12 protein-coding genes are annotated in these 18,552 nt (G+C 55.8%); 8 read left to right on the top strand and 4 right to left on the bottom strand.

Annotated features, from left to right (window positions below; genetic code table 11):
* Positions 1 to 327 precede the first annotated feature (327 nt).
* The 4 genes from ACTRXA_RS11170 (at position 328) to ACTRXA_RS11155 (ending at position 5,787) form a co-directional block, all read left to right on the top strand.
* Positions 328 to 2,559, top strand: a complete 2,232-nt coding sequence (locus ACTRXA_RS11170) for an NADP-dependent isocitrate dehydrogenase (RefSeq protein ID WP_442427274.1) — start codon at positions 328 to 330, stop codon at positions 2,557 to 2,559.
* A 432-nt stretch (positions 2,560 to 2,991) separates the two neighbouring features.
* Positions 2,992 to 3,810, top strand: a complete 819-nt coding sequence (locus tag ACTRXA_RS11165) for a glycine/sarcosine N-methyltransferase (protein ID WP_442427273.1) — start codon at positions 2,992 to 2,994, stop codon at positions 3,808 to 3,810.
* Between the two features lie 227 nt (positions 3,811 to 4,037).
* A complete protein-coding gene (locus tag ACTRXA_RS11160; RefSeq protein ID WP_442427272.1) occupies positions 4,038 to 5,231 on the top strand; it encodes a tetratricopeptide repeat protein in 1,194 nt (397 codons plus the stop codon).
* Between the two features lie 376 nt (positions 5,232 to 5,607).
* Positions 5,608 to 5,787: a hypothetical protein gene (locus ACTRXA_RS11155; RefSeq protein WP_442427271.1), complete on the top strand. Its 180-nt coding sequence runs from the start codon at positions 5,608 to 5,610 to the stop codon at positions 5,785 to 5,787.
* A 111-nt stretch (positions 5,788 to 5,898) separates the two neighbouring features.
* Here ACTRXA_RS11155 and lpdA read toward each other — a convergent pair whose 3' ends face one another.
* The 4 genes from lpdA to ACTRXA_RS11135 form a co-directional block, all read right to left on the bottom strand.
* The gene (gene lpdA / locus ACTRXA_RS11150) at positions 5,899 to 7,290 is read right to left on the bottom strand and encodes a dihydrolipoyl dehydrogenase (RefSeq protein ID WP_442427270.1); all 1,392 of its coding nucleotides are present in this window, start codon (positions 7,288 to 7,290) and stop codon (positions 5,899 to 5,901) included.
* Positions 7,291 to 7,294: 4 nt separating this feature from the next.
* Positions 7,295 to 8,716, bottom strand: coding sequence for a 2-oxo acid dehydrogenase subunit E2 (locus ACTRXA_RS11145; protein WP_442427269.1), 1,422 nt, complete (start codon positions 8,714 to 8,716; stop codon positions 7,295 to 7,297).
* A gap of 14 nt (positions 8,717 to 8,730) precedes the next feature.
* Entirely contained in the window at positions 8,731 to 11,409 is a 2,679-nt protein-coding gene (gene aceE, locus ACTRXA_RS11140) for a pyruvate dehydrogenase (acetyl-transferring), homodimeric type (RefSeq protein WP_442427268.1), read from the bottom strand.
* Between the two features lie 109 nt (positions 11,410 to 11,518).
* Entirely contained in the window at positions 11,519 to 12,832 is a 1,314-nt protein-coding gene (locus tag ACTRXA_RS11135) for an NAD(P)/FAD-dependent oxidoreductase (RefSeq protein ID WP_442427267.1), read from the bottom strand.
* A 323-nt stretch (positions 12,833 to 13,155) separates the two neighbouring features.
* Here ACTRXA_RS11135 and ACTRXA_RS11130 point away from each other — a divergent pair, with 323 nt between their 5' ends.
* From ACTRXA_RS11130 to ACTRXA_RS11115, 4 genes are all read left to right on the top strand, one after another.
* A complete protein-coding gene (locus ACTRXA_RS11130) occupies positions 13,156 to 13,335 on the top strand; it encodes a hypothetical protein (protein ID WP_442427266.1) in 180 nt (59 codons plus the stop codon).
* 426 nt (positions 13,336 to 13,761) lie between these two features.
* A complete protein-coding gene (locus tag ACTRXA_RS11125; RefSeq protein ID WP_442427265.1) occupies positions 13,762 to 15,246 on the top strand; it encodes a GAF domain-containing sensor histidine kinase in 1,485 nt (494 codons plus the stop codon).
* Positions 15,247 to 15,266: 20 nt separating this feature from the next.
* Positions 15,267 to 15,899, top strand: coding sequence for a response regulator transcription factor (locus ACTRXA_RS11120; RefSeq protein WP_442427264.1), 633 nt, complete (start codon positions 15,267 to 15,269; stop codon positions 15,897 to 15,899).
* Positions 15,900 to 16,370: 471 nt separating this feature from the next.
* Positions 16,371 to 18,552: molybdopterin-dependent oxidoreductase (locus ACTRXA_RS11115; RefSeq protein WP_442427263.1), on the top strand; the 2,182-nt coding region annotated here is incomplete at its 3' end.

Below are 18,552 nucleotides of genomic sequence, written 5' to 3'. Positions count from 1 at the left end.
AAAACCGGTCCGTATTGCAAAGCAGTTGTTGGATTGCGGGCCAACCTGCGTTATAGTAGGCAACGGTTCACAAACCCAATCCGCTCATTTCCCAGAATTGATTGAAATGGTTCCCGTTATCCGGCTCCCGGCCGGAGAGGGAAAAGCAGGGAGCGCTCGGCTCCGGGGTGGGGTGTGAACGGTTTCTGACTTCCTGATTTTTCAACATATTTATAAGCCGAAAAAACAGTTGACAGAAACTGGATTTTTTTTAGTATTTGCCGGAATATCTCTGTAAAATCCATACTTTTCAACCAAAACACGACCTTAAAAATGGGGTAAACAAAGATGTCAGATAAACCAGATATTATATACACGAAAGTCGATGAAGCTCCTGAGTTGGCGAGCGGTTCGTTTCTGCCGATCATTCAGTCCTTCAGCAAAGTGGCTGGCCTGAAAGTCGGTACCATGGACATTTCGCTGGCAGGCCGCATCATCGCGCAGTTTCCAGAGCGGCTGAAGCCGGAACAGCAGCAGCCGGACGATCTCGCCATCCTGGGCGACATGGTCAAAGAGCCCACCTGCAACGTCATCAAACTGCCGAACATCAGCGCGTCCATTCCGCAGATCAAGGCTGCAGTGAAGGAATTGCAGGAGCAGGGTTACGACATCCCGGACTATCCGGACGAGCCCAAAACCGATGAGGAAAAAGACATCGTGGCCCGCTTTGACAAAGTCAAGGGCAGTGCGGTGAACCCGGTTCTTCGTCAGGGCAACTCCGACCGCCGCGCTTCGGCTTCGGTCAAGAACTTTGCCAAGAAAAACCCGCACCGCATGGGCAAGTGGTCCAAGGATTCCAAAACCGATGTTGCGCACATGACCAGTGGCGATTTCCGGTCGAATGAAAAATCCACCACCATCACCGCGGCGCAGGCCGGCAAGGCGAAACTCGAGTTCACCGATGGCAGCGGCAAGACCACGGTATTGAAGGAAAACATCACGCTGGATGAAGGCGACATTGTCGATGCCACCAAGATGAGCGCCAAGGCTCTTGACGCTTTCTTGAAGGCATCGAAAGAAGAAGCCAAAAAGCGCGGTGTTCTGTTCTCCCTTCACATGAAGGCGACGATGATGAAGGTTTCCGACCCGATCATCTTCGGCCACGGTGTGATGACTTATTTCGAGGACGTGTTCAAGAAGCATGGCGACACGTTCAAGGAACTGGGAGTCAACCCGTACAACGGTCTGGGCGATGTGCTGGCGCGCATCGAGAAACTCCCGGCCGACAAGAAAAAGGAAATCGAGGACGATATCCAGGCCAGCATGAAGGAAGGCCCGGATCTGGCAATGGTGGATTCCGACCGCGGCATCACCAACCTGCACGTGCCGAGCGATATCATCATCGACGCGTCCATGGCAGCGGCCATCCGCACCTCCGGCAAAATGTGGGGTCCGGACGGCAAGGAGTACGACACGCTGGCGGTGATTCCGGACAGCAGTTATGCTGGCATCTACCAGGCCTGCATCGAGTTCTGTAAGGAAAACGGCGAGTTCGACCCGTCCACCATGGGCAGTGTTCCCAACGTCGGCCTCATGGCGCAGAAGGCGCAGGAGTACGGCTCTCATGACAAAACCTTCGAGGCCAAGGAAGACGGCACCATCCGCCTCATCGATGCCAAGGGCAACACTCTGCACGAGCATCAGGTGGAGAAGGGCGACATCTTCCGCAGCTGTATCGTGAAAGACATCCCGATTCAGGACTGGGTGAAGCTGGCGGTCAACCGCTCCCGCGCGTCCAACACGCCGGTTGTGTTCTGGCTGGACAAGAACCGCCCGCACGATGCCGAGATCATCAAGAAGTTGAACGTGTATCTGAAGGATCACGACACCAACGGCCTCGACATCCAGGTCATGGCTCCGGTCGATGCGATGAAACACTCGCTGGCACGCGCCAAGCAGGGTCAGGACACCATCTCGGCAACGGGTAACGTGCTTCGCGATTACCTCACCGATCTGTTCCCGATCCTCGAGCTGGGTACCAGTGCGAAGATGCTGTCGATCGTTCCGCTCATCAATGGCGGCGGCCTGTTCGAGACCGGTGCCGGCGGTTCCGCGCCGAAACACGTTCAGCAGTTCCAGAAGGAAGGGCATCTCCGCTGGGATTCGCTGGGTGAGTTCCTGGCGCTGGCGGAGTCCCTGGCTCACCTCAGCAAGACCTTCGGCAACAAAAAAGCCCAGGTGCTGGCGGATGCGCTGGACCGCGCGACCGGAAAGCTGATGGAAAACAAGAAGAATCCGGGCCGCGAACTGGGTGAGTTGGACAACGCGGGCAGCCATGTTTACGAAGCGCTCTACTGGGCGCAGGAGCTGGCTGCTCAGAGCGACGATGCGGACCTCAAGGAACGGTTCACCCCCATCGCCAAGCAGATGGAGGAAAAGCTCGAAACCATCCTCAAGGAATTGCAGGATGCGAAGGGCAAGCCGGTGGACCTGGGCGGTTACTACCACCCGGATCCCAAGAAGGTGGCCGCGGCCATGCGCCCGAGCAAGACCTTCAACTCGATCCTGGATAGCATCTAAACGGATCGAACCGATCAGGTTGTTTCAGGAAAGCCCGGCCCTCGTGGCCGGGCTTTTTTCGTTTGAAAGGGTGCCGATCCGGGATTGGGGACTAAAAAATCGAAACAATCCAATTGGATTGATGGGGAGCGGCCCCTCCCTTCGTTTAAAAAAGATTTTTTACTTCAGCAAAGATTTCCCAGATTTTCTTCCAAAAAAAATAATAATTTTTCAAATGCACAGTAATTCAGCATTTTTGGGGCAGAGGCGAATAAGCCTAATGATTGCAGGCCGTACCGCCAGTGTGAAAAAAATTTAAGGCTTTTAAAAACAGCCTATATTGGCGTTATTTTAATTTTTTCTCTTCTTGGGCGAGTTAAACCTTTGATCTCATGATATAATCACCCCCTATCCTGAAAATATAAATAACCGGAAACAACAGCGAGGTATGTTTTGACTACAGCAAATCCAGAGCAATCTTTTGGGACGAATCCGACGCAAGTCCGAGAATCGGACCACTACCAGGAGGAGTATGTCAAAAGCTTCGTCGAAAAGTGGGACGAACTGATCGACTGGGAACAGCGCTGGAAAAGCGAAGGCGATTTTTTTATCGAACTCCTGCGGTCGCGCGGCATCAAACGGGTGCTGGACGTGGCCACCGGCACGGGATTCCATTCCGTTCGCCTGTTGAGCGCGGGGTTCGACGTGACTAGTGCCGATGGCAGTCCGGAAATGCTTGCCAAGGCGTTCAAAAATGCGCGCAATCGCGGTCTTATTCTGCGCACCGTGCAGGCCGACTGGCGCTGGCTGAACCGCACCATCCATGAACAGTTCGATGCGGTCATCTGCCTCGGCAACTCGTTCACGCATTTGTTTGCGGAACATGACCGGAGAAAGGCACTGGCGGAATTTTACGCCACGCTGAATCACGACGGCATCCTGATTATGGACCAGCGAAACTACGATTCCATTCTGGACCAGGGATTCTCCAGCAAGCACAAATACTATTATTGCGGGAAAAATGTTTCTGCCGAACCGGAGTACGTGGACGAAGGGCTCGCGCGGTTCCGTTACAACTTTCCCGACAATTCAACGTATCACCTGAACATGTTTCCCCTGCGCCGGAAATACTCCCGTCGCCTCATGCACGAGGTCGGGTTTCAGCACATCGAGACGTACGGGGATTTCAAGGGGACGTTCGACGCCCACGAACCCGACTTCCTGGTGCATGTTGCCGAGAAGGAATACCAGGAAGAAGACGAGGAAGATTAGACGGGTTCCCGCGATGCATACGAAGTAAGGCGTGGGCCTGACGCACTCACAGGGCAAATCCTTCGCTTTTCGCCGGATTTGTGAACCGCTCAACAAGGGGGCCGCCGATTTTGGCGGGCCCCTTTTTGTATTGCCGCAAAGCCATTGATTGTATGCCGACGTTGTATTTCACCCTGAACACACAGCACCTCCAACCCCTGGTCGCTCCCATCACGGAGGAGTGCAATATGATTCTGCACGCCGATTGCATCTGGGCCACGCCGGAGGAAGCCCCACCCACGCAGGAAGTCCGCCGCCGCATGAAACGGTCCGATGTGCTGGTTGTCGCCATCGGGTCTGCCGGTTCCGGTGCGCCGCAACTGAACGAACGCATGCGCGAGGAAATCGTCACCGCCGTCAACGGTGATTTGATCCTCATTCCGTTGCTCATCGACGACGCGCGCCTTCCCGGCAAGGATGAAGCGGGCGGTGTGTGGAAATGGCTGCTGAACATGAAAACGCACCGGTTGCGCACGGGGCGCTGGTCGGAAGACCTGAATGAAATTCTCGCGGAAATCGAAGCGGAATTGAACTTTCGCCGCGAGGTCATGGACAAGGTGAGGAAGGCGGGCCCGGGTCCTTTACCGGAGGTGAAAGACACGGAAGGCAACCCGCTGGAACCGCTGCGTATGGGATTGGAATTTTCCGGCGTGCAGGAATTGCGCCGCACCATCGATGCGGAACATTACAGCCTGGGCCGGGCAAGGCAAAGCGGTGACCGTCCGGCGGAAAAACAGGCGCTGGGTGCGCTCGGTCTCGCATACGCGCAGCTGGGTCAGACGCAACGGGCCATCGAGTGCTTTGAGCAACAGCTTTCCATCGTTCGCGAACTGAATGACGCGCGGGAGGAATGCGAACTGCTTGCGAGTCTGGGCGACGCCTATGCGGTGTCCGGAAACCTCGACCGCGCCAAAAAATATTATGAGGAGCAGTTGTGCCGCGCGGATGAATTGATCATCCCCGCCTTCATCGGCAGTGCGTACAATGGCCTCGGACACGTTTTCGTCAAGCGTGGAAAACTCGATCGGGCCATCGACTGTTACCGCAGGGCGCTGAAGCATTACCGCGATCTGGAAGATCACGACAAGGAACTGGAACTGCTGGTCGGCATCGGGCTCAACCAGGAAAAGGCCGGCGACCTTCAAAAGGCGGCGGAAACGTTGGAGCAGGCAAGGATGTCCGCGCGCTTCGTCGAAAACCGCAAAGAAGAAGCGCGCCTGAACGTGGACCTCGCGGAATTGTATAAATCGTTAAACGAACCCCGGCGTGCGCTCGATTGCCTGAGCGATGCCGAAGCCATTCTCAATCTGTTCGAGGGAAGTTGGACCGACCCCTGGAAATCCCGCATCGCGTCTTTGCGCAGTCAATTGAAAACCACGTGAAAGCGGTCCGGGAAAAGCAACTCCCAGTCTTCACATTTTGTAGGATTCCAGTTCTGTGATCAGTGGAAATTTATAAAAATTCTGTTGTAAGCTGAAAAATGGAAAACGTTTATTTCATTGCCGCTTGCACGGTTTTCAATACCCTTGATATTCTGATGCTTGAGTAATTTGACTGGGCTATTGGGGCGCAAAACGGTATCTTAATGGGTAGGGGAAATTGACTTTTGTCCCCGCGCCAAATGAAATATCGAATACAGAATCCTTCGTGAATTGCCGGAAGGTTCAAATCATTTGCTCCAATTCGGATTCAACGCCTGGTTCTTTCTCAGTGAAACGCAGTTCATTGCATTATCAATAAATTTAAACGGAGAGACGTATGACCACTCATGAACAAATTGTTGCCGCGTTTGAGCAATACATCGCCGAGAATGAAAGTTTCGAAAGTAAAAACATCAAAGCCGCCGCCGCGCGGGCACGCAAAGCGCTGGCCGAAGTCGGCAAGCTGGCAAAAGCCCGCCGCGCGGAAATCCAGGACAAGAAAAACAGCCTGGGCTGACCCTGAATCAACACGTCTTTCAAAAATAAATTCCGGCAACATGAATGAAAACGGATCCGGCCACCGCGGCCGGGTCCGTTTTTGTTTTCGGCGAGCGGTTGAAAGGCAGAATTACTTTTTGCGAAGGATGTGCGTGGCACTACCGAGAAAGGTTTCGGCGGACTCCATCAGCGTTTCGGAGAGCGTCGGGTGGGGATGGATGGAGCGCGCGAGGTCTTCCGCCACCGCCCCCATCTCGACGGCGAGCACGCCTTCGGAGATCAACTCCCCCGCGCCCGCTCCGCAGAGCCCCGCCCCCAGCACGCGGCCGGTCTTTGGTTGCAGGATGAGTTTGGTCACGCCTTCCGCCCGTCCCAGGCTCTGTGCGCGACCGGACGCGCCCCACGGAAACCTGGCGATCTCGACGTCGACGTTGTTTTCTTTCGCTTCGTTTTCTGTCAACCCGCACCACGCGATCTCCGGATCGGTGAACACCACCGCCGGAATGGCGCGCGGGTCCCATTCCGTTTTCTCTCCGGAAACCGCTTCCACCGCAACCCGGGCTTCATGCGCCGCCTTGTGCGCGAGCAAGGCGCCCCCTGTGACATCCCCTATGGCGTAAATGGAAGGCTCCGTGGTTTGGCGTCGGGCGTTCACCGGAAGGAATCCGTGTGGGTCGAGTTCGATGGACGTGGCATCGAGTCCCAGCCCATCGGTATTGTGTTGGCGGCCCACGGCGACCAAAACGCGATCGAATGTTTCCTCTCCTTTGCCGTCTTCGTTTTCGAGGACGGCGTGAACGGCTTCTTTATTTTCCTTGAGTGATGCAACCTTCGTGTTCAGGTGAATGGCTTCGAAATCGCCCGCCAGTTTTTTTTGAAGCGGACGCACCAGGTCGCGGTCCACGCCGGAAAGCAGGTCGCCCGTCATTTCCACCACCGTGACCCGGCTCCCCAGCGCTGCGTACACCGTGCCCATTTCCAGGCCGATGTAGCCGCCGCCAATCACCAGCAGGCGTTCGGGGATGTCTTCGATCTCGAGGGCGTTGGTGGAATCCATCACCCGTCCGCCCGGTTTCGGAAACCCCTTCGGCCAGGTGGGACGCGACCCGGTGGCGACGATGCAGTGGTTGAACTGCAATACCTCGTTGCCGACTTTAATTGAACGCGCGTCCTGAAACACCGCACGACCGTTGACGCGTTTCACTTTTCTTTGTTTGGACAACTGCGAGAGCCCGCCGGTCATCTGGTCTACGACTTTGTTCTTCCATTTGCGAAGAGCGGTGAGATCGATACGCGGCTCGCCGAAGTCGAGTCCCCATTCCTTCGCCTGCCGGGCCTCGCCGATGAGTCTGGCGATGTGCAGGAGGGTCTTGGAAGGAATGCACCCGACGTGCAGGCACACGCCGCCCGGGGCGTCGCGGTCATCGACCAGCGTCACGTCCATGCCCTTGTCGGCGGCGAGGAACGCCGCGGCGTAACCGCCGGGTCCGGCGCCGATCACGATCAATGGATGCTCAGCCATGATCTCATCCTTGGAGCAGGGTGCCGGTGAAGTTTTCCAGCCGTTCCGCCAGTGTGCGCGCAAATCGGGCCGCGTCTGCGCCGTCGATCAGTTTGTGATCGTACGACACGCAGAAGGGGAGGATGAGGCGCGGCTGGAATTTGCCGTCCTTGTAAACCGGTTGCATGCGGGTGCGGGAAAGGCCCACCACCGCCACCTCCGGCGGCAGGACCAGCGGGGTGAACCCGGTACCGCCGATGCCACCGAGGTTGGATACCGAGATATTGCCGCCGCGCAACTCTTCCAGCGACACCTTGCGGTTGCGCGCGCGTTCGGAGAGTTCCGTCAACTCGATGGCCAACTCCGCCACGCTTTTTTGATCCACGTTTTTGATGACGGGGACGATCAGGCCCGAAGGTGTGTCCACCGCGACGCCGATGTTGTAATACTTTTTGTAGTGGATGACCCCTGCGTTCAGGTCGACGCTGGCGTTGAACTGCGGGTGTTCCTTGAGCGCCGCCACCAGCGCTTCCAGCACCAGCACGGTGACCGTCAGCTTGCCGCCCTTTTTCTTGATGAACCCCGACTGCGCCTTGCGAAGAGCCTCGAGATCGGTGATGTCGGCTTCGTCGAACTGCGTGACCAAAGGCACCGCGTTCCACGCGCGCGTCAAATTGCTCGCGATCTTGCCGCGAAGCGAGGCGATGGGTTTGGTCTCGACCTCCCCCCACTGCGTGAAATCGGGAAACGGTTCCGGTTGGACGGCGGGTCCGGTGGAAGGCGCGGCCATTTTCTTTTTGGTGTGAGCCTTGACGTCCTCGAGGGTGATGCGTCCGCCGCGTGCCGAACCCGTGACTTGCCTGAGGTCCACCCCCAGTTCCCGTGCCAGCCTGCGTGCACCGGGTCCGGCGGGCTCGGGAATGGATTCGGCTTCCCGTTTCTTTGGAACGTCTTCCGCACTCTTCCTTTCTTCTTTCTTTTCCTCTGCCCTTTGATTTGCCGCTGAATGGTTCTCGGTTGGAGGGGGTGTTTTTTTCTGTGCGGTGTCTTCTTCCTTCGACACCTCTTTCTTTTTTTGACCCGTATCCTTTTTCTTTCTCTCCGGTTCCTTTTCTTTCTTCTCCGTTGGTTCGGGTTCCGGCTTGTCTCCTATTTCCTTGTTCTCCTTTCTGTCTTCCTCCTGTTTCGGTTTGGAGTCTTCCCCCGTTCCATCGGTGTCCACATCGAAAAGCGACTGGCCGACCTGGATGGTATCGCCTTCGGAAATTTTGACGGCGGTGATGCGCCCGGCCACCGGCGACGGCAACTCCAGGAGGGCTTTCTCCGTTTCCAGTTCGAGGAGCACCGAATCTTTCTTCACCTCCGAGCCTTCCTTCACGTGGATCTTCGCCACGTCGCCGGACTCGATGCCTTCGCCCAGTGCGGGCAGCTTGATGTCTTCGCTCATCAGTGTGTCCTTTGTCAGGAAGAAACGGGATCGGGTTTGTCGGGATCGATGTCCAGTTGATCGATCGCCTGTTTCACGCGCTTCATCGGGATCGCACCTTCGTTTGCCAATGCATGCAGGGTGGCGACCGCGATCGATTCCGCATCGACTTCAAAGAACCGGCGCAGGTCCTCACGCGAATCGCTTCGGCCGAACCCGTCGGTGCCAAGCGTTGTGTACGGTTTCGGCATCCATGGCGCGATCTGGTCCGGCACCAGTTTCATGTAATCGGTCACCGCGATGACGGGTCCATTCTCCTCCTTCAAAATCTCTGCCAAGTAAGGGGTGCGCGGTTTTTCGGTCGGGTGCAGGCGGTTCCACCGGTCCACCTCCAGGGCGTCGCGTCGCAGTTCCTTGTAGCTGGTGGCGCTCCACACGTCCGCCGACACCTGGAAATGTTCTTCCAGGATGCGCTGGGCGCGGAGCGCTTCCTGAAGCAGGCTGCCGCTGCCGAACAGGTGTGCCTTCGGCCAGTCCGGTTGACCCGTTCCCGGTTTGAATTTGTAAACACCCTTCAGTATGCCGTCCTCAACGCCTTCCGGCATTTCCGGCATGACCTGGTTTTCATTGTAGAGCGTGATGTAGTAGAACACGCTTTCCTGTTCCTGGTACATGCGGCGCAGTCCGTCCTGGATGATGACTGCGAGTTCGTAAGCGTAGGCCGGATCGTAGGTGATGAGGTTGGGTACGGTGGCTGCCAGCAGGTGGCTGTGCCCGTCCTCATGTTGCAGGCCCTCGCCGTTCAGCGTGGTGCGTCCGGACGTGCCGCCCAGGAGGAACCCGCGCGTCCGCATGTCCGCCGCCGCCCAGATGAGGTCGCCGATGCGCTGGAAGCCGAACATCGAATAGAAAATGAAAAACGGAATGGTATTGATGCCGTGCGTGGCGTAGGCGGTGCCTGCGGCGATGAAGGAGGAAATCGACCCTGCCTCGCTGATGCCTTCCTCCAGAATCTGCCCGTCCTGTGCCTCGCGGTAGTACAAAAGCTGGTCCATGTCCACCGGATCGTACAGCTGACCCTGGCTGGCGTAGATGCCGTACTGGCGGAACAGCGTTTCCATGCCGAAGGTGCGGGCTTCGTCCGGGATGATCGGCACGACCAGTTTGCCCAGATCCGGATTGCGGAGAAGCCGGGTGAGCATCTGCACGAAGGCCATGGTGCTCGACACCTCGCGTCCGTTCGATCCTTTAAAAAAATCCTCGAACTGATCGCGGCCGGGAACGGACAGGGGTTTGGCACGGACCTTTCTCTCCGGAAGGTACCCGCCCAGATGTTGCCTGCGCTCGTGGAGGTAGGTCAGCTCCTCGCTGTCATCGGCGGGTTTGTAGAATGGCGCATTGGCCACGTCCTCGTCGCCGATGGGGATGCCGAAACGCGTGCGGAAACTCAGCAGTTCACTTTCGTTCAGCTTTTTCGCCTGGTGCGTGATGTTCTTGCCTTCGCCCGCTTCGCCGAGGCCGTACCCCTTGATGGTTTTGGCGAGGATGACGGTGGGCGATCCGGTATGGTTCACCGCCGCATGGTAGGCGGCATACACCTTTTCCATGTCGTGGCCGCCGCGCCGCAGGGTTTCCAGTTTGTCGTCGGTGAGGTTTTCCACCATCTTCAGCAGGTCCGGGTGCGCGCCGAAAAAGTGTTCACGGATGAACTGGCCTTTCTCGACGACGTACTTCTGGTACCAGCCGTCCACCGCTTCCATCATTCTTTTTTTGAGCAGGCCTTTGTCGTCCTTGGCAAGCAGGGGATCCCAGTCCGTGCCCCAGATCAGTTTGATGACGTTCCACCCGGCCCCCCGGAACGCCGCTTCCAGTTCCTGGATGATCTTGCCGTTGCCGCGGACGGGCCCGTCCAGCCGTTGCAGGTTGCAGTTGATGACGAAGATCAGGTTGTCGAGTTTTTCACGCGAGGCGAGGGTGATGGCGCCCAGGCTTTCCGGCTCGTCGGTTTCTCCGTCGCCGAGAAACGCCCACACCTTGCTGTCTGCGGTGTCCTTGAGTCCGCGGTGATGCAGGTAACGGTTGAACCGTGCCTGGTAGATGGCCATGATCGGCGACAATCCCATCGACACCGTGGGGAACTCCCAGAAATCCGGCATGAGCCACGGGTGTGGATAGGAGGGCAGGCCCCCTTCCGGTTGCAGTTCGCGCCGGAAGCTTTCCAACTGCTTCTGCGTCAGGCGGCCTTCCAGAAACGCACGGGCGTAGATACCCGGGGCGGCGTGACCCTGAAAATAAACCTGGTCACCCGGTGCTCCGTTTCCGGGACCACGGAAAAAATGGTTGAATCCCATCTCCAGCAAGAGTGCAAGAGAGGCGTAGGTGGAAATGTGGCCGCCGATACCCGGAGAGGTGCGGTTGGCGCGCACCACCATCGCCATCGCGTTCCAGCGGACCAGGCTGCGGATGCGCCGCTCGAGTTCCGGGTCGCCGGGATAGGACGGCTGGTCTTCGGACGGGAGAGTGTTGATGTAAGGCGTGTTGGCGGTGAAGGGGAGGTGGTGGCCGGACTTCCTCATTTCGTCCTGCAGGCGGTGCAGGATGAAGTGGGCGCGCTCGGGTCCGACGTCGCGCAACAGGTAGTGGAGCGAGTCCACCCATTCCTGCGTTTCCGCCGGATCGGTGTCGTCCATGGGAATGTCCGCCCACTGCGTCATGCCCGCCTCCTCAGAGAGAGAATGTGCGCCGCCCGAAATTTCTGATCTGTTTCCAGATTACTTGATAACACCCAAGACCTCAACGGCGTATTCGGTCCCAAAAACTTCCTCACTGCTTGCGTCGTGCGTGGGGGCGGCTTTGCTTGCGTTGGATCCGGGGGACGACGATGCGCGCCGGGCGGTCGTAGAACACGTAGTTCCATCCCCAGTACAACAGCACCGACAGGCGATTGCGGAACCCGATCAGAAAAAAGATGTGCACTCCCAGCCACAACAGCCAACCGATGAACCCGTTCACCATAAACCGCCCGATGCGCGCGATGCCTGTATTGCGGCCAATGACGGCCATGGTGCCGCGGTCGTGGTAGCGAAACGGTTCCGGTTTTTTCGAGCGGATGCGCTTCAGAATCGAGCGCGCCACGTGGCGCCCTTCCTGCATGGCAGGGGAGGCCTGCATAGGCAGCTCTTTTTCTTTGTGCATGCAGGAGGCGATGTCACCGATGGCGTAGACGTGGTCCTGCTCTTTCAATCGTAAATACTCGTCCACCACCAGCCGGCTCTGCGCCGTGCGTTCGGCGGAAAGATTTTCCGCAAGAGGAGAGGGCTTAACCCCCGCGGTCCAGATCACGGTTTTGGTGTTCACCGTGGTGCCGCTGACGAGGGTGAGGAGATCGTGCTCGTACGCTTTCACGGGATCGTTGAGCCGGACTTCGACGCCGTAACGCTTCAGGGCGTCGCGCGCGATGTCCGTGGCATCGTCACAAAACCCGCCGAGCAGGCTTCCACTGGCCTCTATGAGGAGAATCCGAATGCGGTCGCGCGGAAGTTCCGGGTAGTCCTTCACCATAACGAGACGGACCAGTTCGCCCAGCGCGCCGGAATATTCCACCCCGGTCGGACCGCCGCCCACGCAGGCGAATGTCAGCCACGGTTCGATGTCCTCCTCTCCTCGCTCCAGCAGGCGCGAAGCCTGGTCGAAACAACGGATGATGTGGTTGCGCAATTCCAACGCTTCCGGCAGGTCCTTCAGTCCGTATGCCTGCTCCGCAAGGAGGTCGTTGCCGTAAAAATGAGTGGTGCTCCCCGAGGCGATGACCAGGTAGTCGTATTGGAAGTCGATTCCCTCCACGGTGTGCACCTGCATTGCCGTGAAGTCTATGCCGGTGACTTCGGTTTCATAAAACTTCACATTGTCGGAATGGCGGAACAGGGTACGCACGGGCATGGCGACATCCGTGGGGTTCAGGAGGGAGGTGGCCACCTGGTAGAGCAGGGGGGTGAAGACGTGGTGGTTTCTGCGGTCGAGAAGACACACATCCACGCGGTGGCCCGACAAGGCGCGGGCGCAGTTCAGGCCGCCAAACCCGGCGCCAATAATGACCACCTTCGGCGGGCCCGTGGGGGTGTGCGAAGATGACTTCATGTCTCCTCCATGAACAGGTGGAGCTTTTCCCCAGCCTAGAATAAATTGACGGGGGTTGCAATACGGAGATCGGCTGCCTGTTATTAATTATAGCCTGTTCGGGCAATAAAGGAAATGCGGTTGCTGTGCGGGTTTGATGAAGATGAAGCGGATGCAAAAGCGAAAATGCACCGGATTCATACGCGCAGAATTTCTTTGGATTTTAACGAAGGTTGTGGTTAAGTTTCGTGAACGGAATTTGGAACAAACGCGATGCGTGGGAAAAGGTTTTCTGGTTGTAAGATAATTCCGGTTTAATTTTTATTCACATAATCTGGTTTTATATGACCAATAAAAAGCAGAAAGAAAAATTCGCATTCATCGACTGGTTTGGTTTTATCATCGGTGTCGTTGTCACCAGTTTTCTAGTCTTCATTTTGATCTGGCCCCTCATCGACCCGACCCCCGAAAGATCCTCCACGCTGCAGGAAAATCTCGAGCGAGTGGCACCCAAAACAGATTAAAAGCGGCTGCAGTTCACACGAATTGGGCGGCCTGCGAAAAAAAAATTAAATGGATCGCCCAGAGGTCGACTTGTCTTGTTGCAATTGGGTCAGGTTGAGTCGTGCCTGTGAGTCACTATTTATAAGCCCTGGGGCTTCCTGAATGGATGTGTGCACTAATAACGCCTCCGGCTCTTCACTACCCTCTCTTTATTTCCTATTATGTGTAGTCTAAATGCTGATTACAGGGGGAAGGTTTTGGAGTAAATTAAAATTGGAAATGTCTGTATTCAGGGCTGTAGCCCTTTTTAGGTCAAAATTTTGAATCTGAAACATTCGCCAAAACCACAAGTGAACGATATTCATTTACCCTCTCCCATGGCAAAACGACGCGCCTCGAAACTGAGCCGTTTGGGAGTGGTTTATGCCCTCGGAATTTTGATTTTGATGGCGGACACCCAGATTCCTCTGGGAGTTGCCAGCGGGCTGCCTTTTGTGATTCTGGTTCTCATAGGGTTCCGTTCCCGGGAAAGCAAGGCGGTATGGACCGGCGCCATCGTGGGAACGGTTTTGACTTTTTTGGGGCTCTTTCTTTCTGCTCCAAGTGGGGACTGGTGGTTTGCTTTGATCAACCGCTGTCTCACGATTCTGATCATTTGGATGACCACCTATTTCTGCCTTATGGAATTGCAGTGGGCGGAAAAGTTTTTGAAGGCCGGTGAACTGGAAAAAGCATACAAACGCCTGCAGGAGGAAAGCTCTTACCTTCAATTGAATCGGGATATCGCATTCCAGACCAATATGAGCAAGACCCTGGAAGAGGCGATCGAATATTCGCTGGAAAGAATCTGCCGGGAGATCGACTGGGTGTTGGGTCACTTTTTCCGCTTCGAGGATAAAGAAAAAAAACTGTTACCAACGGGAATCTGGTTTTGTCAGAACCCGCACCGATACGAGGAATTCATCAAGGTCACCGAGGTAACAAAACTGGAGGCGGGCGAAGGCTTGCCGGGCCGGGTGCTTGCGGATTCCAGGCCCCATTGGATTCAGGATGTGGGGCAGGACACCAACTTTGCCCGTAACAAAATGGTGGAAAAGCTGGGAGTCAAAACGGGATTGGCGTTTCCGGTTTACATCGGCTCGAAGGTGGTGGGAGTCATGGAGTTTTTTTCCAACAAGGAGCTGGAGCCCAATGCCCGCCTGCTGGAAGTGATGGAGAGCATCGGTATCCTGCTTGGCCGCGTCATGGAACGGCAGAAAGTGGACCATGATAAAGGAGAATACAACAACCATCTGCGCCGGCTTTATCACCGTCTCGATTCCATTCGGGAAGAGGAGAGCAAACGGATTGCGAGGGAGGTGCACGACGAGTTGGGCCAGGTATTGACGGCAATCAAGCTGGACCTTTCCCGTATTCAGGCCAAGGTTCCACCGGAGAGAGTGGATATTTCGGAGGATGTGGAACTGATCACCGACCTGATCCAGAAAACAATCCAAACCGTCAAACGGATTTCGCTGGACCTGAGGCCTCCTGTTCTGGACCGCATGAGTTTGACGGAAGCCATCGAATGGCAGGGGAAATTGTTTCAAAGCCGCACGGGTATCGAGTTTGACCTGTCAACGCAACCGGATGTCATCAGCCTCGACACGCAGAGGTCCAGCACCATCTACCGGATCTTTCAGGAATGCCTCACCAATGTGATTCGCCACTCCGAGGCCAGCAAGGTGAATGTGGATCTCACGGATCGAGAAGGCCTGTTGACCATGAGGGTGTTCGATAATGGAAAAGGGCTCGTTCCGGAACAGATTAATGAAAACTTCTCACTCGGATTGCTTGGTATGAAGGAGCGCGCACAAATCTGGGGTGGGCAGGTTTACTTGAATGGACGAAAGAACGAGGGTACAACCATAACCATAGAGCTGAAGCATTGATGAATATTATGGAGCCTTCATTGAAAAATATAAAAATTCTTGTTGCGGACGACCATCCGATTTTCCGCCAGGGCATCCACCGTGCGTTTTCGGCCATCAAGGACATGGAAGTCGTGGAAGAAGCGGTCAATGGCGCCGAGATGCTGCAGAAGGCGCGTGAGACGAGGGTGGACCTTGTGCTTCTGGATATCACGATGGGGGGCGAATGGAGCCTGGAATACATGAAGCAGTTGAAGGAGGAATTTCCGGATTTGCCCGTCGTTGTGGTCAGCGTGTATCCGGAGGAGCATTTCGCCATGCGTTATCTCAAAGCCGGCGCATCGGGTTACGTCACCAAGGAAAGTCCGCTGGAAGTGCTCATCAATGCCATTCGCAAAGTCGCCTCCGGTGGAAAGTTTTTGAGTCCAGAATACATGGAGAAGCTCACATTCAACTTCAACGGCTTCGACAAGCAACCCCACGAATATTTGACGGACAGGGAATTTGAGGTGTTCTGCCTACTTTCCGGCGGCAAGTCACTCACTGAAATTGCGCAAAAGTTGTGTCTCAGCGTGAAAACCGTCAGCACTCACCGCACCCATATTTTGCAGAAGATGAATATGAAGACAAATTCTGAACTCACTCAGTACGCACTGTTAAACCGGCTTCTTTGAAGGCTCCCCCTGTAATCGGAAACACCCCTTCGTTCCTCCCCCTTTCACGGATTGCCAAGTCCTTTGTTATTAGGCAAAAGCAAAACTTCCCACAAAGTTTTGCCAGTATTTTCCTACAATTCCATAGGACCCAGTCCTTTTTCAAAAACAGCCAAATCCGATCCACCAATCAGGCTCGTCTGATTACCTTCCTTGCCGAAAACCCATAGAATCCCATTCGCTAGAAATAGTTTTGCTTAATAAGTTTGTTTTTCTCTTCCATTGCCTGGAGAAGTGAAAAAAATTTTGTGGCGCGCCGTTTTTGTAAAACCGCTGACGCCGCCATGGATGAAGTGAGAGCGGGATCGCCTTTGGTCCCGAAGTTTTGTTGGAAGAGGAAGAAGTAGATGGAAGCCCGCAGATCGGGCTCATTTTATCTCTAATGCAGGGAGGTTTGAATCTATGCGTTTGAATCGAAGGAAGTTCTTGCAGGTGAGTGCTGGTGTGGCTTCGGCCATGGCGCTTTCGAGCAAGAGGGTGGGAGCCCAGTTGAAACCCGTTGTGAAGGTTGGGAATCCCCTGGAGTCCTATCCGGACCGTCGTTGGGAAGAAGTTTATCGCGACCAATATAAGTACGAACGTTCGTTCACGTACTGCTGTTCACCGAACGACACCCATCAGTGTCGTGTGCGCGGTTTCGTACGTAACGGCATTCTGATGCGGATCGAGCAGAACTACGATCACCACAAGATTCGCGATCTGTACGGCAACCAGGCGGACGCAGCGTGGAACCCGCGCATGTGTCTCCGCGGCATGACGTTCCCGCGTCGTGTTTATGGACCGTACCGCAACAAGTATCCGATGTTGCGCGTTGGCTGGAAGCAGTGGGCCGACGACGGCTTTCCTTATCTGGACAAGGAGAACCGGGAAAAATATAAGTTCACCAGCCGGGGCACGGACGAGTTCGTCCGCGTGACCTGGGATGAAACCTTCACTTATCTGGCAAAAGGTCATGTGGCTATCGGTAAAGCCTACAGCGGTTCCCGCGGTGCCCAGCGCCTGAAGAACGAAGGTTATCAGCCTGAGATGATCGAAGCCATGGGCGGATCCGGTTCCCGCGCGATGAAGTATCGCGGTGGTATGGGCCTGCTGGGTGTTGTCGGTAAGTATGGTATCTACCGCCTCGCCAACATGATGGGTGTTCTGGATGCGATCATTCGCGGCCGCGGCCCGGGTCAGGTGCTGGGTGGACGCGCATGGTCCAACTACACCTGGCATGGTGACCAGGCTCCGGGTCATTCCTGGGTTCATGGCATGCAGACTTCCGACATCGACTTCGCCGACCACCGGTATGCGAAGCTGACCATTCAGTGGGGTAAGAACCTCATTGAGAACAAAATGCCGGAAGCTCACTGGTACACGGAAATCATGGAACGCGGCGGTACGCTGGTTACGGTTGCTCCGGAGTACAATCCTCCGGCAACCAAAGCCGACTACTGGATCCCGACCCGTGCGGGTCTGGCCGACATCTCCATTTTTCTCGGTATCGGTAAAATCATCATGGACGAGGGACTTGTTGACGCGGAGTATGTCAAGGAGTACACCGACATGCCGTTGCTGGTCCGCACGGACAACCTGATCCGGTTGCACCCGGAGGACTATATCCCCGGTTACAAAAACCAGCCCCTGCCTAAGGATGGTTTCACGACCAAGTGGATGAAGAACTATGACCGGGACAAGATGCCGGACTTCGTAGTTTGGGATGCCAACACCGACAAGCCGGTCGCCCTGACTCGCGAGGACATTGGCGCGAAGATGCGGAAGAAGAACATCGACCCGGCCCTGGACGGTGTTTATGACATCAAGCTGGTCAGCGGCAAGACCATCACCGTTATGCCGTTGTACGAGATGTACAAAATCCACCTGAAGGATTACGATCTGGATACGGTCAACCAGATCTGTCACGCTCCGAAGGATCTGGTTGTGCGTCTGGCACGCGACATCGGTACCATCAAGCCGGTTGAGATTCACTACGGTGAAGGTATCAACCATTACTTCCACGCCACCATGCACAACCGGGCGTCGTATATCCCGCTGTTGTTGACGGGTAACGTCGGACCGAAAGGTTCCGGTTCCCACACCTGGTCCGGTAACTACAAGGCCGGTAACTACCAGGGTTCTCACTGGTCGGGACCGGGCTTCGCGGCGATGGTTGCGGAAGATCCCTTCAACCCCGTTCTGGATGTAACCAAAAACGTGGGTTGGGAGAACATCAAGGGATATGCGAAAGGTGAAGAGCCCGGCTACTGGGCGCATCGTGACAAGGCTCTGATCGTTAATACCCCGCGGTATGGACGTAAGGTCTTCACGGGCCGCACCCATATGCCGACTCCAACCAAGCTCCTTTGGTTTGTAAACGTCAACGTCATCAATAACGCGAAGTGGTTCTACGAGATGGTGTTCAACACCAACAACAACGTAGACATGATCGTGGCTCAGGATATCGAGTTCACCGGTTCCTGTGAGTACTCGGATATCGTCCTCGCGGCGAACAGCTGGGCCGAGTTCGAGTCTTACGAGATCACTTCGGCGTGTTCGAACCCGTTCCATCAGATCTGGGGCGGCACCGGCATCAAACCGGTATTCGACACGATCGATGACAACCTGATCCACC

This window comes from Nitrospina sp. P1_D6 (genome assembly GCF_052156615.1).
Classification (GTDB): domain Bacteria; phylum Nitrospinota; class Nitrospinia; order Nitrospinales; family Nitrospinaceae; genus Nitrospina.
The sequence above is the reverse complement of the archived record's forward strand: the minus strand, read 5'-3'. Positions and strand labels throughout refer to the sequence as shown.